The organism is Nocardia sp. X0981 (genome assembly GCF_977089955.1).
In genome coordinates, this window is sequence record NZ_OZ372435.1 from 3276521 (window position 1) to 3288919 (window position 12399).

The window sequence follows — 12399 nt, forward strand, 5'->3', positions numbered from 1 at the left end:
GATCCCAGGTAATTGTCGAAAAACTTTCACTCGAAGGTTAAACGATAATGTCGAGGGCATTCCTTCTGAAAGAGGTGCACATGCCCACTGCCACATCACTGCGGAGAATCGGCCGCCCGCTCGACGACCCGGCGAGCCTGGGTCGTGCCGTCGACGAGCTGCTCGCCGCACGGCGCGAGTCGCCGGCCCTGCTCGCCCTCGGTGAGCCGACACACGGAATCGAGGCGTTCCCGTTGCTGCGCAACGAACTCCTCGCTCATCTCGTCGAACGCGGATACCGATCGATCGCGCTGGAGACCGATATCTTCGCGGCCTCCATTGCCGACGACTACGTGGCGGGGGCGGCGGCGGATATCGATACAGTGCTCGCGACCGGTTTCAGCCACGGGTTCGGCGCTGTACCGGGTAATCGTGAACTCCTCGAATGGCTCCGCGCCCACAATGCCGGCCGCGCGCCAGGAGACCGGGTGCGCTTCTACGGCTTCGACGCACCGCTGGAAACATCCGCGGCGCCGAGTCCGCGGCGCGCGCTGTCCGCGGTCACCGACTATCTACCCGAGGCATTGCGGCCCGATTCGATCCGCGACCTCGACGCGCTGCTCGGTGCGGATACGGACTGGACGAACCCGGCGGCCATGTACGATCCGGCAGCGTCCATCGGCGACTCCGAACGTGTTCGCGCCCTGCGTATCGTCGCGGATGATCTCGCCGGTGCGCTGCGTCGCGCGGCCCCCGTCCTGTGTCCCGCCGACCCGGCCGGCTACGAGCACGCCGTCGCGCACGCGCGCACCGCCCAGGGGCTGCTGCGCTACCACGCGGCCATGGCCCGGTCCGCACCCGATCGCATCGCGACCCTGCTCGGGGTGCGTACCGAGATGATGGCCGAGAACCTGCTCTCGATCGTCGCCCGGGAGCGGGACCGCGGGCCGAGCCTGGTGTTCGCGCACAATGTGCACCTGCAGCGGGCACAGTCCGATATGCGGGTCGGTGCGGTCGATGTGAACTGGTGCAGCGCCGGCGCGCTCGTAGCGCTCACGCTGGGGGAGCGCTACGTGTTCCTGGCGGCCGATGCCGGGCCGCACAGCGATCCGGGCACCCTGCAGCGGCTGCTGGCCGACGCGACCACCCGGCGCGCACTGTTCCCGGCACCGGCCCTGCGCGCCGCGCTCGACCCGTCGACCGGCACGGGCGAACCGATCGTGCCCGGTCATATCCCGCTCGCCCCGGCGGATCTCGGCGGCACCGACGCTGTCGTCTTCGTCGCCGACACCGACGGAAAACGACATCAGTACTGGTAGTGGCTACCGAGGCGGCGGTAGAGGCCGGCGTGGGTGGGCCGCCGTCGTGGGTGCGGTACTCGCCCGGCCGGGGTATCGGTGAGGTGCGTCACAGTGGAGCTGGTGGCGATGAACAGGCAGCGGCTCCCTCGTCTGCTACGAGGAACACGATATTCGGCAAGGAGAACGACTGTGACGACCCGCCCGAAGGGACCTGCTTCCTACTTTCCCGCCATCGAGGCCAAATACGGGCGCAGTATCGAGGAGTGGAAATCCGCCCTGCGCGACTCGGGAGCAGCAGGGCACAAGGAGCTCGTGGAATGGCTGAAGAGCGAGCATGCTTTCGGCCACGGTCATGCCACCGCCTTGGTCCAGCACTATCTGCATCCCGAGAAATGGGCGGCGTCCTGACGGTGCGGTGTGGCGCGCACGGCCGGGAGGGCGCCGGGGCCCGCGCTGTGCCGCTGTGGCGGCACGGCTGCGGGGGAGTTGTCCGGGGCGGCGGGCGCGAGCTCGGGGTCGGGTAGCGTCGCGGGTGTGACGGCGCAGTCGAACCGGGCCTATGCGGGGGAATCACCCACGGAACGGGGGCGCCGCCGCCGGTTGCAGCTGCTGGAGGCGGGGCTGGATCTTCTCGCGGGAGACGGTGTCGAACCGATTTCCAAACGCCGGGTATTGGCCGCCGCCAATCTGAACGACCGGTACTTCGCGGAGAATTTCGCTTCGGTCGAGGATCTCGTGCGGGAGGTCCACCGCTGGCAGCTGGGTGAGCTCGCCGCCCAGCTGGCCGCGGTCTCCGAGGCTGTGGTGGGTGATATCCGTGCCCGGACGACGCTGAACGTCGAGGCGGTACTGCGGTTCCTGACCGAGGATCCGCGCCGGCCGGCGCTGCTCGACGGCCGCCGTCAGGTTCCGGGCGCCGCCGATCATCGTGAACAGTGGGCCCAGTTCATCGCCGCGGCCATGCTGTCGGAATCCGATAAGGCCGCGCTGCCGGCGAAGCGCGGGATCCGGCATCTGGAGATCGCCGCTCTCGTGATCGCCACCGGCGCGATCGATGTGGTGACGTTGTGGGCGAGCGGCCGATTCGGCGATATCACCGTCGACGAGCTACGGGACAGTTTCGTCGATCTCATCCTGGACGCCGCCGGAGTCGTCGATTGATCCGTTCTCGTCGTTCGGCCGTGCGCGGCCGGTGACGGTTCGTACTTGACAGCGCGTGTGGGTGCGGTCACCATCGGTCTATCTGGTGTCAGGGTGACACCAGAATTGCGGCATCCGCGCCCGGGTCGGCCGCATGAGCGAAGGAGCCGCGATGAACAGGGAATATCGACCCGACGGCCAGGTTCGGATCCCGGTCTTCCTCGAGCGGCCGCTCATCCGGGCCGCGCTCGCTCTCCTCGCCGGTGACGTGACACCGGGCCCCGAACAGGCCGAAGCGTTCATCCGGCTGGCCGATATCTGCGACGAACCGGCCGATGCTCTCGTCGCCGGTATGCGCCGGCTACCCAGCGGAGTGGGGCGGCGTCTGTTCGAGCAGGCACTCGAGCACGGGATCGAGTCGGTCGAGGACCCCTTCCCCGAACTCGTCGAGTTCTTCCGGGTCGTCGACGAGGTACCGCCCTGGGTCGACTTCGACATCCTGCGCACCGCGCACCGAGTGCTGTCGATGGTGCCGCAGTCGACGCTGACCCGGACCACCATCTCGCTGGTCTTCCCGTTGAGCTATGTCGCCGGCCGGGCCAACGAGGTGCTCATCCGGGGTGGTGATCTGGCGGAGAAGGCGCCCCGGCGGCTGGTCGAGACGGTCAACTGGATCTTCCGGTGCACCGATTACGACGGAATGACCCGGTACGGGGAAGGATTCAAGGCAACCGTCCGGGTGCGGGTGGTGCACGCCTATGTGCGCGCCGGGATGAACGCCCTGCCCGAATGGAACCACACCGAGTGGGGGCGCCCCGTCAATCAACTGCATATGACCGTCACGATGCTGCCCATCGTGCTGGCCGGTCTGCTCAACTTCCCGCTCGGCCATCTGTTCACCCGCCGCGAATGCGATGCCCTGCTCCACCAATACCGGTACATGGCCCATGTGATGGGAGTGGTCCCGGAACTGCAGATCCGTACCCTCGCGGACCTGGCGCGGCTGACCTGGCTGGCGGCGTGGTCCGAGATCGATCCCGGCCCGCATGCGCGGCCGCTGACAGCCGCCGCCTTCGCCGCGGTCGGGCAGATCTACGGGCTGGACGAGGACCGGGGCTTCGCCGCCGGGTTGCGGCTCGGCTCCGCGATACGTTCCCATACCGGGCTGACCCGGGCGGTCACCGGCCGTGCGCTGGGTGACGAGCTGGGGGTTCCTCGTATATCCCCGGTCGTTCTGCTCGAACTGCCGCGTATCGCGACGAATACGGCGAAAAGTCTGCTTCGGTTGCTTGTTCCTCCGGCCGGTCGCCGGCTCACCGAACACGGTGCCCGGCGCCGCCGGCGGGATATGGATCGGATGAACCGGCGGGTGGCCGCGCGCCTGGACTATCGGCGCGACAACGCGGTCGGGGCGGTCGCGGACCGGCATCGGGCGCTGCGGGAGCCTCGGACGGACCGGACGCCGGAGCGGGTGTGATACCACGTATGCGCCGGTACCGGTACCGGTAGCGCCCGCTCCGCCCGGCCGGGGTCAGTCCACCGGCGCCACCCGGATCAGGTTGCCGTCCGGATCCGCGACGAGGAAAGTGCGGCCGAAGACCTCGTCATAGGGTTCGGCGACCACCTCGACGCCTTTTTCCACCCACTTCCGGAAATGCGCATCGATCGCCTCCGGGCCGCCCGGCAGCGCCAGGCAGACTTCGCTCGTGCGCGAGACATCGCGCGACAGCTGCTCCCGCACACCGCTCCAGACGGCGAGCTGCACCCCGCCGCCGAGGTCGAAGGCGATGAAGCGCGGTGTGTCGAACGTGGGTGCCATATCGAACAGGTCCGCGTAGAAACGGGCCGATTCCGCCGCGTCGCTGACGTAGACGATGAACATGTTCGGCGTGGTCACAGGGGGTAGCTCCTCTGTTCGGTGATTCGGACAGCAGGAGGGTGCCTGTCATACCTGACAGATCCCGGCGTGTTTGCTGAGATTCTTGTCGGCATGACGCCCGATCGCTTCTTCTCGCTGCTGATCGCCCTGCAGTCCCGTGCGACCGTCACCACGACCGACCTCGCGGCCGAGGTGGGCGTCTCGGTGCGGACCGTGCTCAGGGATGTGCAGTGGTTGCAGGAGGCGGGTTTTCCGATACTCGTGCGCCGCGGCCGGTGGGGAGGTGTCACCTTGCTCCCGGGCGGTGCACTGGATCTCGCTCGCCTCACCCCGGCCGAGCGTGATCACCTCACGCTGTACGGGCTGGACGATGCGCAGCGCGAACAACTCGGCGGTGGTTTCGACGGCCGGCGGGCCCGGAGCAAAGTGGCGGCGAGCCGGACGCGAGCGGAAAACCTGCTGCCGATCAGCGCGGTGGTCACCACGGACAATCGGCCGTGGTTCGGGCGGGCGGGGGAGGGGATCGGCCCCGCCGAACTGGTGGGCGATCTCCGCCGCGGGGTGCGGTTGCGCCTGCACTACCGCCGCTCGACCGAGGGTGAGGCCGGTTGGCAGACCGTCGACCCCTACGGCCTGCTGGCGAAAGGAGGCCGCTGGTATCTCGTCGCGGACCGCGCGGGTACGCCCCGGCTGTACGCGCTGGAACGAATCACCGGGTGGCGCCCCCTGCGGACGCCGCGGTGGTTACGGCCCGGCAAGACCCTGGAGCAGGTGGCCGCGGAACTCTCCGCGGCGTGGGAGACCTCCGAAACGCTGCGGATCGAGGCCGAGCTCGCCGCCGGCCAGCTGGAACGTGCGAAGCGAATTCTCGGCACCCGCTTGTCCGTTCGCTCTCCGGGCGGGGAAGGCCGGGTGCGTATCGCCGTCGCCTGCCGGGTGGTGGAGGACGTGCGCCAATTGCTCCAATTCGCCGACGATCTCACGGTCACCGGGCCCGTGGAAGCCGTCGAGCGGGTCCGGGAGCTGGCGGCCCGGACCCTGCGGCAGTACGGGTGAACGACGCTGTCCCCGGCGTCACTGCCGGGTGGCCGTATATGCGGCTGCCCCTGAGTGGTCTTCGCCGTTCGAATTCCGTTCTCTTGCGCCGACACCCTCGGAGCTCTATGGTTCATTACATGAGTAGTGAACCACTCCACCGGCGGAGGTGAGGACCAGTGCTCGCGGACGGGAAGCCGCTCTTCCTGCAGATCGCGGAGATGGTCGAGAACTCGATCATCGACGGGTCGCTGCCCGAGGAGGCGCAGGCGCCGTCGTCGAACGAGCTCGCGGCCTTCCATCGGATCAATCCGGCAACGGCGGCCAAAGGCCTGAATCAGCTGGTGTCGGACGGGATTCTGTACAAGAAACGAGGGATCGGCATGTTCGTCACCGCCGGTGCACGCGGTGCTCTGCGGCTGCGCCGCAAGGAACGATTCGCCCAGCAGTACATCGACCCGCTCATCGCCGAAGCCGACAAGCTCGGTATGAGCATCGATGAACTCAAGGCTCTGCTCGACCAGCGGGAGGGAAACCGATGAACACCACCTTCATCGATCCGGCGCTCGACAACGATGTGCTGGTCTCGGCGCGCGGGGTGACCATGCGCTTCGGCTCGGTCACCGCGCTCGACGATGTCACCTTCGACCTGCGCGAGAACACCATCTACGGCTTGCTCGGCCGTAACGGCGCGGGAAAGACGACCCTCATGCAGGTGCTCACCGGGCAGCTGTTCCAGACCGCCGGTGAAGTACGGATCCACGGTGCCGTCCCACACGAGAACGCCGCGGTGCTGCGCTCGGTGTCGTTCATCAAAGAAAGCCAGGCCTATCCGGCGGATTACAAGGTCAAGCATGTGCTGACCGCTGCCCGGCATCTGCTGCCCCATTGGGACGAGGCGTTCGCGCGGGAGTTGCTGCGCGATTTCGACCTGCCCACCGATCGCAAGGTCAAGAAACTCTCGCGAGGTATGACCTCGGCCCTCGGCGTGATCATCGGGCTCGCCTCCCGGGCGCCGCTGACCTTCTTCGACGAGCCCTATCTCGGCCTCGACGCCGTGGCCCGGCACCTCTTCTACGACCGGCTGCTCGCCGACTACGCCGAGCACCCCCGCACCGTGGTTCTGTCCACCCATCTCATCGACGAGGTCGCCGATCTGCTCGAGCATGTCGTGCTGATCGATCGCGGCCGGATCGTCGCCGACGCCTCGGCCGACGAACTGCGCGACTCCGCGCTCACCGTATCCGGTCCCACCGCCGCTCTCGACGAATTCGTGGCCGGCCGGGGGGAACTGCGCCGAGAATCGCTGGGGAGCCGGAGCCGGGTGCTGCTGCGCACCACCGACAACGCCGCGGACACCCAGCGCGCGAAAACGATGGGCCTGCTGGTGGAACCGGTTTCGCTGCAGCAACTCATCGTCGAGACCACCACCCTGCACGGCAAGGAGCAGTCATGATCGCCCGCGCCCTCGGTATCTCCCGCATCCATACGGTTGCCTGGCCGCTGCTGATCGCCTGGCCTCTCGGGGTCCTGGTCGCGGCCTTCGTGATTTCCTGGGGGATCTTCGCGCTGATCGATTCGCCGGAATCCCACATCACCGGGAGCGTCTACTCGATTCTGGGCGTGATGCTGGCCTTCTACCTGGGGGCCATGACCCAGACCTTCCCTTTCGCCCTCGGTCTCGGCGTCACCCGGCGTGACTTCTTCGCCGCCACACTGCTGGTCGGTGTCGCTCAGGTGGCCGGCCTCGGCGTGCTGCTGTGGACGCTCGGCGTGATCGAGGACCACACCGACGGCTGGGGGGTGGGGATGGTGATGTTCGGCCTGCCGGGCTCTTTCACCGGCAACCTTCTCGTCCAGCTGGCGGCCTATCTGGCCTTCTTGGCGCTGGTCGCCACCCTGGGCCTGCTCGCCGGTGCCATCTATCAGCGCTGGCGGGTCACCGGGCTGTACACCGCTGGTGTCGTAGTGCTGCTCGTGGCCGGTTCCGCGACCGTCCTGGTGACCTGGCAGCGCTGGTGGCCGGCGGTCGGCTCCTTCTTCGCCGACACTCCGCGTGTGGTGCCGATGGTGGTCCTGCCCGCGGTGCTCGCCGCGGCCGCGCTGGCCGGGGCGTGGGCGACGATCCGCCGGGCGGCGGCATAGCCGACCTCCCGGGAACCCCGCTCGCCCGGTGTGAGTGGGGTTCACTCGTCTCGCGGCGGCGCTGGATCACGGCCCGGGGCACCCGTCGGGTGACCGCCGTAGGTTTTCGCGAAATGCCGCCAGGCGACTTCGGGTGCGATGGGGTCCACGCGGTCGGCGACCCTGCTGAGCAGGCCGACGAGGGCCCACGACAGTGTGGTGATCGTCAGCTCGTCCGTGGGCGGGCCGGGTTGTCCGGCGAGATGCTCGCGCAGAATGGTGGCGATGCTGTCCCGGCAACCACGCAACGCGACCGCCGACGCTTTCGGTCCGATCAGGGCCTGGTACACCCCCGGGTAGTCGGCGGCCAGCGTGAGCACCACCCGGACCGGCGCCCACCGCCGCTGATCCGAGGAGCGGGCGATCTCTTCGCGGAGGTGTTCGGTGCAGCTCACCACCAGCAGATCGTCCTTGTCGCGGAAGTGGGCGTAGAACGTGGAACGCCCGATATCGGCCCGCGTGATCACATCGGCCACGGTGATGCGCTCGTAGGGCCGCTGCAGCATCAGCTCGATGAGAGCCCGGTGCAGGGCGTTGCGGGTCCGGCGGACCCGGCGGTCCGGTGTGCTCATAGGCCTGTAGTTCCTCGGTGGACAATTTCCGCGGACCTGTCCGGAAACGGACGGATCGGATGGTTCTGATTCTGGTGGACGCCCGGCCGGGTCGCGACGATCGACCCATGACATCCGAACAGCACACAGGTAATTCCATGTTCGTCGACGAACCCGGCACCGGTCTGGTGATCTCCGGTCTACGCCGGTACAACCTGTTCACCGCCGTCTTCTTCCTCGGCCGGCAGGGGCGGCTGCTGCGGGAGTTCGTGGAGCGCAGCGGGGCGCAGCCGGGGGAGGACGCCCTGGATATCGGTTGCGGGCCGGGGAAGTTGGTGCGCGCGCTCGGCCGGCGGGTGGGGGAGAACGGAACGGTGACCGGCGTGGACCCGTCCGAGGAGGCGATCGCCTACAACCAGCGGCGCGATCCGCGGCATCGATACCTCCGGTCCACGGCCCAGGAGCTACCACTCGCCGACGCCGCATTCGATGTGGTCACCTGCACATTCGTCATGCACCACATACCCGAGGAACACCGGGAAGCGGCATTGTCGGAGATGTGGCGGGTGCTGCGACCGGGGGGTCGGCTGCTTCTCGCTGACGTGCACCCGTCGGCAATGGTACGAAGCGTGTTCGCCCGGAGCGACCGGCTTCGTAGGAGGGACTCCGCCGACCGCTTCGCAGTCGTCGATATCCGCCGGTACACCACCGCATTGCGCAGAGCCGGTTTCGACGAGCCGGAATTCGTCGCCGGTGGTCACTCCACGGGCATGTTGATTTCTGTGAAACCCCGATAGCGGGAGACACCGGTGGCCGCCGCATCCGATTCGTGGGGCGGACAGTGGAGTCAATTGGTGGAGACCTCGTCGCTATTCCGTGGAATCTCGCTCCCACGTAGGGGTGCAGTAGACGTTCAACTTGTCTATGCCATGAGCGGTGGAGAACCTGAGACCGATCCCCGAGTAGTGCCAGGCCGCTCCGGACGATTGCGCGGCTGCGGCGAGGGCCTCGACAGCATGCGTGGTCCCATGATGCCGGGTGGCGAGCGTACCTACGAGACCGGTCAAATCCTCGCCCGGCCTTGCGACCATATAGAGCGTCAATGCCTCGCGTGTCCGGCAGACGAAAAGGTTGTGTTGGTGGATCCTGGCCGCATCGACTCCACACGACACGAGTTCGGAAAGCAGAGCCCACGCGGGTTCGCCGAAGTAGCGGACCAATTTCATCGGGACGGCGACGTCTTTGTAGCGGGTCTTGAAATAGACCTTGTGTCCTATCTTGCCGGCCGCGTCCGACTCGAGCCCGACTCCGGCGGGCATTATCAACTGTTCCGCTTCGCGTGTAAGCGTCAAACCTTCGAATCCGGGTATTTCACTACACAGTTTACGCAGCCCTTCAGGTCCGCCTCTGGGGTTTCCGTACACCTTGAGTCCCGCAGGGTGGCGCGGGGCAGACGCGTGGTGGGAAACCCCCACCCAAGTGACGAAGCGATGCCGTGCCGGAATTTTCGTGGGCTCTGGATACAACGTCGTAACGAAGGATGTGAACATATCGGAGAGTCGGCCGCCGTCATCCGGTAGCATTGCGGTGAGTTTCTGTATCGCAGCCAGTTGAGCGGTCATGCGCGGACTGAACTCTTTTTCCTGGGAGCCGGCCTCGGTCACATAGCGAATGACGGGCGTGAAAGTTCCCGAACCGCCGGTCACACTGGCTTCGAACGGGACACCGGAAATGGTCAGCGTGCTGGCTCGGTATCCGTCCGGGCCGCGCCCGGCCAGCTGCCCTCCCGATGCGCAGGTCAAACCTGTCCGGATGAGGGTCGGATCGCAGCTCGGCGTCAGGCGCTCGGCCAGACCCACCAGGAAATTCCCGGCAGCTTCAATGGTCATGGGTGTCGGGTCTGTTTCGCGAAAGAGGTGGAAGCGGCCGTCACAAGCGGTAGATCGGCGTTGATGTGCTGCAACCGGTATATGGAGCGGAGTTCTGCAAGCCGGGGCAGATCGGGCCCGTATAGTCGATCGCCCAGCGTCCCGCTCAGCTCGTGGACCCCGTAAAGGTATGGGCGGCCGCCGAGGTCGCAACATTGCTCGGAGAGTTCGCGAAACATCTGGCGGATCGTGGTGACGGTGTGTTGTTCTCTGCCGACAGAGGTATAAATGCCCAGCCCGACCGAAACGTTCGTTGTACTGACCGGCGTGAAGGCGAACGTGAGTGCATCGGCCGGGCGTCGGATTATCAAGATGTACAACATCGTGGGGGTGCGGTCGAAAGGGGGTCGCCGACGCATCGCATCAACGGTAGCGAGTATCGGAGCGAATTGGTCGACGGGCACGACGAAATCGGTCCAGAGTTGGATCGGTTCAGCGGAGGAAGGAGTCGCCCGGGTGTAGTATTGCCCGACGGAGGGGCCGCTACGGACCACCGAGCAATTGCCGGCATGGCATGGCCGACGGTCGTTGCTGCGCCAGCCGATGGCGGCGCTGAACTCGCCGCCGCGCAAGGAAGCGGCGCAATAGATGTCGACGTCCTCGCGTTGTGCAACCGTTTGGGTGTGTTCGGCGATTCCGGCGACATCGGTGTAGTAGGTGCGATGCAGGTGCATGTAGCGGTAGTGCGGCACGGTGCGTAGCACTACTCGCTCTATCAGTCCTACGGTGCCCAGCCCGCCCAGCGCGAATCGGAACAACTCCGCATCCTCGGTTCGCGAACACCAGCGGCTGGTACCTGTCCCGTCGATCAGCTGGATTCGTTCCACATGATCGACCTGCATTCCGTGGCGCACCGAGCCGACTCCGGCGCCCCCCACCGAGAGTGTCCCCCCCACAGAGACGGAGAGGTGATCGGTGAGTACGGGGTTGGTTACGCCCCGCTTGTTGAGGTGTCTCTCCAGTGCATACCAACTGAGTCCGGCAGGTACCTCGGTCGAGCCGTCGTCATGGTCCCGTACCTGTGAGAGACCAGCTGTGGGGAGGTAGGTGACGAGCAAGTCGCCGTCGGTCACCGTTTGCCCGTCGCAAGAATGGCCGGCACCGCGCAGGGTGAGTCGACGACCGGAGCCGAGTAGCCGGGAGGGGAAAGTGGCAGGCATTCGATGCACGGCCGCGGGGACCGCATGTTGTGCGCCGCCGAAGTCGGTGGTGAACTCGTGGTCCATGCCCTCGGGGGAACCCATGGCCTCGCTTTCGGAAATCTCTTCCCGTCGAGTATCCTTTCTTCCCGCCATTGGGAATCATTCGGTGCTGTGGCTACCGTCGGAAGTACTGTCGAGCGGTGTTCTCTGGAGCGTTCGGAGGTTGAGAACGCCGTGCTATTGGCGATCTGCGGCAGTGCTGAAGGGCTCCGGCGGTGCTGTCGGCATGCGGAGTGGGGAGGCATCATCGGCATGGCGCAGTATGGGACCGGTCAACTCATGAGTGAGGATCTATGAGAGATGTTCACCCTGACGTGCGTGCCGCGGTCGGGATGATGCGAGAGCTGCGGCACCGGATTGCCGATGTGCGGGAGCGGGCCGACGAGATCGTCGCTCGTCGACCGTCGCCCAGTGGTTTGGTCATTCCCGAGGTCGATGCGATGGGGCGGCTGCGCGACCTGTACCTGGCTCCCGGAACCTGTGCCCGGTTCGACAGCGGGGAACTGATCGCCGAGGTCATGGCCGCCATCACCGAAAGCGCCGCAGATGCGCGACGGCAGTACGAGATCGTGATGAACGATACCGAAAGTTTGCCGCGCCCGTTCGCCGAAGTAATGGGGGAATGGCGCAAGAGTGATGGTACGAACGGGCGTTTCCCCAACTTTGGGAAGGCGGAACAATGAATCTGAGGTAGTCGGCGGAAGGTGTCAGCGGAGCATGTCGTACTTGGATGTGAAGCCGGATGAGCTGCGCAAGATTGCCCAAGAGCACGGTGAAGCCGCCAAGAAAATTCGCAAGTGGGGCGAAATTCCACACACCTGGCTCGCTCAATTCCCGTCGGCCTACGGTACTATTGCCGACCCGGTGCACGCAGCCCTTGTGGACTACTACAACAGACGTCATGCGAAGGCGGAACGGCGAGCCGCCCAGCATGAGCAGACACGCGACAACCTGATGAAGGCGGCGGAATCCCTCGAACGCGCCGATGAAGGTGGCGGACACCAGATCAGCCGGGCCGGGGACCGGCTGGATGTAGCGCCTCCGGGCGGTACCGTTCCGCCCCGTTCCTCGGAACCTCCGGTGCCGGTAGGAACCGGCCCGGCCGTGCCGTTGAGGGACGGTACGCGGCCCCCGCAACCGTCCGGCACTGTCTCCTCGGAGCGAGGCATGCCTGTAAACAGGGGGCACAGTGATACGGAT

The 12399-nt window shown here is 66.4% G+C and carries 14 protein-coding genes and 1 pseudogene; 11 read left to right on the forward strand and 4 right to left on the reverse strand.

The window, feature by feature from the left end; all coding sequences use genetic code 11:
• Nucleotides 1-80: 80 nt before the first annotated feature.
• The 4 genes from ACYR7D_RS14425 to ACYR7D_RS14440 all read left to right on the forward strand — a co-directional run bounded on the left by ACYR7D_RS14425 (nt 81) and on the right by ACYR7D_RS14440 (nt 3897).
• On the forward strand, nt 81-1298 hold the full coding sequence (locus ACYR7D_RS14425; protein ID WP_459545095.1) for an erythromycin esterase family protein: 1218 nt from the start codon (nt 81-83) through the stop codon (nt 1296-1298).
• A 171-nt stretch (nt 1299-1469) separates the two neighbouring features.
• Entirely contained in the window at nt 1470-1688 is a 219-nt protein-coding gene (locus tag ACYR7D_RS14430) for a DUF4287 domain-containing protein (protein WP_459545096.1), read from the forward strand.
• A gap of 126 nt (nt 1689-1814) precedes the next feature.
• Entirely contained in the window at nt 1815-2441 is a 627-nt protein-coding gene (locus ACYR7D_RS14435) for a hypothetical protein (RefSeq protein ID WP_459545097.1), read from the forward strand.
• 151 nt (nt 2442-2592) lie between these two features.
• Nucleotides 2593-3897, forward strand: coding sequence for an oxygenase MpaB family protein (locus tag ACYR7D_RS14440; protein ID WP_459545098.1), 1305 nt, complete (start codon nt 2593-2595; stop codon nt 3895-3897).
• A gap of 54 nt (nt 3898-3951) precedes the next feature.
• Here the strand turns inward: ACYR7D_RS14440 and ACYR7D_RS14445 are convergent, their stop codons facing one another.
• Entirely contained in the window at nt 3952-4317 is a 366-nt protein-coding gene (locus ACYR7D_RS14445; protein ID WP_459545099.1) for a VOC family protein, read from the reverse strand.
• A 93-nt stretch (nt 4318-4410) separates the two neighbouring features.
• Here ACYR7D_RS14445 and ACYR7D_RS14450 point away from each other — a divergent pair, with 93 nt between their 5' ends.
• The 4 genes from ACYR7D_RS14450 (at nt 4411) to ACYR7D_RS14465 (ending at nt 7479) form a co-directional block, all read left to right on the forward strand.
• Entirely contained in the window at nt 4411-5355 is a 945-nt protein-coding gene (locus ACYR7D_RS14450) for a helix-turn-helix transcriptional regulator (RefSeq protein ID WP_459545100.1), read from the forward strand.
• A gap of 200 nt (nt 5356-5555) precedes the next feature.
• Nucleotides 5556-5876: a GntR family transcriptional regulator gene (locus ACYR7D_RS14455; protein WP_459550158.1), complete on the forward strand. Its 321-nt coding sequence runs from the start codon at nt 5556-5558 to the stop codon at nt 5874-5876.
• Entirely contained in the window at nt 5873-6790 is a 918-nt protein-coding gene (locus ACYR7D_RS14460) for an ABC transporter ATP-binding protein (RefSeq protein WP_459545101.1), read from the forward strand. Before ACYR7D_RS14455 ends, ACYR7D_RS14460 begins: the two co-directional genes overlap by 4 nt.
• Nucleotides 6787-7479, forward strand: coding sequence for an ABC transporter permease (locus ACYR7D_RS14465; protein WP_459545102.1), 693 nt, complete (start codon nt 6787-6789; stop codon nt 7477-7479). Before ACYR7D_RS14460 ends, ACYR7D_RS14465 begins: the two co-directional genes overlap by 4 nt.
• 41 nt (nt 7480-7520) lie before the next feature.
• Here the strand turns inward: ACYR7D_RS14465 and ACYR7D_RS14470 are convergent, their stop codons facing one another.
• A complete protein-coding gene (locus ACYR7D_RS14470; protein ID WP_459545103.1) occupies nt 7521-8090 on the reverse strand; it encodes a TetR/AcrR family transcriptional regulator in 570 nt (189 codons plus the stop codon).
• Nucleotides 8091-8197: 107 nt separating this feature from the next.
• On the opposite strand from ACYR7D_RS14470, the gene ACYR7D_RS14475 reads away from it, so the two are divergent.
• Nucleotides 8198-8866 carry a class I SAM-dependent methyltransferase gene (locus ACYR7D_RS14475; RefSeq protein ID WP_459545104.1) on the forward strand — a complete coding sequence of 223 codons (669 nt, stop codon included), beginning with the start codon at nt 8198-8200 and terminating at the stop codon, nt 8864-8866.
• 72 nt (nt 8867-8938) lie between these two features.
• Here ACYR7D_RS14475 and ACYR7D_RS14480 read toward each other — a convergent pair whose 3' ends face one another.
• Entirely contained in the window at nt 8939-9958 is a 1020-nt protein-coding gene (locus ACYR7D_RS14480; RefSeq protein WP_459545105.1) for a hypothetical protein, read from the reverse strand.
• A complete protein-coding gene (locus tag ACYR7D_RS14485; protein ID WP_459545106.1) occupies nt 9955-11241 on the reverse strand; it encodes an FAD-binding protein in 1287 nt (428 codons plus the stop codon). The genes ACYR7D_RS14480 and ACYR7D_RS14485 overlap by 4 nt, the downstream gene beginning before the upstream one ends.
• A gap of 272 nt (nt 11242-11513) precedes the next feature.
• Between ACYR7D_RS14485 and ACYR7D_RS14490 the strand changes: the two genes are divergently transcribed.
• Both ACYR7D_RS14490 and ACYR7D_RS14495 read left to right on the forward strand, forming a co-directional pair.
• Nucleotides 11514-11882 carry a hypothetical protein gene (locus ACYR7D_RS14490; RefSeq protein ID WP_459545107.1) on the forward strand — a complete coding sequence of 123 codons (369 nt, stop codon included), beginning with the start codon at nt 11514-11516 and terminating at the stop codon, nt 11880-11882.
• A gap of 34 nt (nt 11883-11916) precedes the next feature.
• A pseudogene (locus tag ACYR7D_RS14495) lies at nt 11917-12195 on the forward strand (type VII secretion target); the annotation flags it as partial.
• Nucleotides 12196-12399 lie beyond the last annotated feature (204 nt).

What these genes read in the sequence shown, in the direction of transcription:
- ACYR7D_RS14480 (WP_459545105.1), bottom strand. Translation starts at nt 9,958, where the DNA reads ATGACCATTGAAGCTGCCGGGAATTTCCTGGTGGGTCTGGCCGAGCGC.
- ACYR7D_RS14470 (WP_459545103.1), bottom strand. Translation starts at nt 8,090, where the DNA reads ATGAGCACACCGGACCGCCGGGTCCGCCGGACCCGCAACGCCCTGCAC.
- ACYR7D_RS14460 (WP_459545101.1), top strand. Translation starts at nt 5,873, where the DNA reads ATGAACACCACCTTCATCGATCCGGCGCTCGACAACGATGTGCTGGTC.
- ACYR7D_RS14485 (WP_459545106.1), bottom strand. Translation starts at nt 11,241, where the DNA reads ATGGGTTCCCCCGAGGGCATGGACCACGAGTTCACCACCGACTTCGGC.
- ACYR7D_RS14450 (WP_459545100.1), top strand. Translation starts at nt 4,411, where the DNA reads ATGACGCCCGATCGCTTCTTCTCGCTGCTGATCGCCCTGCAGTCCCGT.
- ACYR7D_RS14455 (WP_459550158.1), top strand. Translation starts at nt 5,556, where the DNA reads ATGGTCGAGAACTCGATCATCGACGGGTCGCTGCCCGAGGAGGCGCAG.
- ACYR7D_RS14425 (WP_459545095.1), top strand. Translation starts at nt 81, where the DNA reads ATGCCCACTGCCACATCACTGCGGAGAATCGGCCGCCCGCTCGACGAC.
- ACYR7D_RS14465 (WP_459545102.1), top strand. Translation starts at nt 6,787, where the DNA reads ATGATCGCCCGCGCCCTCGGTATCTCCCGCATCCATACGGTTGCCTGG.
- ACYR7D_RS14475 (WP_459545104.1), top strand. Translation starts at nt 8,198, where the DNA reads ATGACATCCGAACAGCACACAGGTAATTCCATGTTCGTCGACGAACCC.
- ACYR7D_RS14440 (WP_459545098.1), top strand. Translation starts at nt 2,593, where the DNA reads ATGAACAGGGAATATCGACCCGACGGCCAGGTTCGGATCCCGGTCTTC.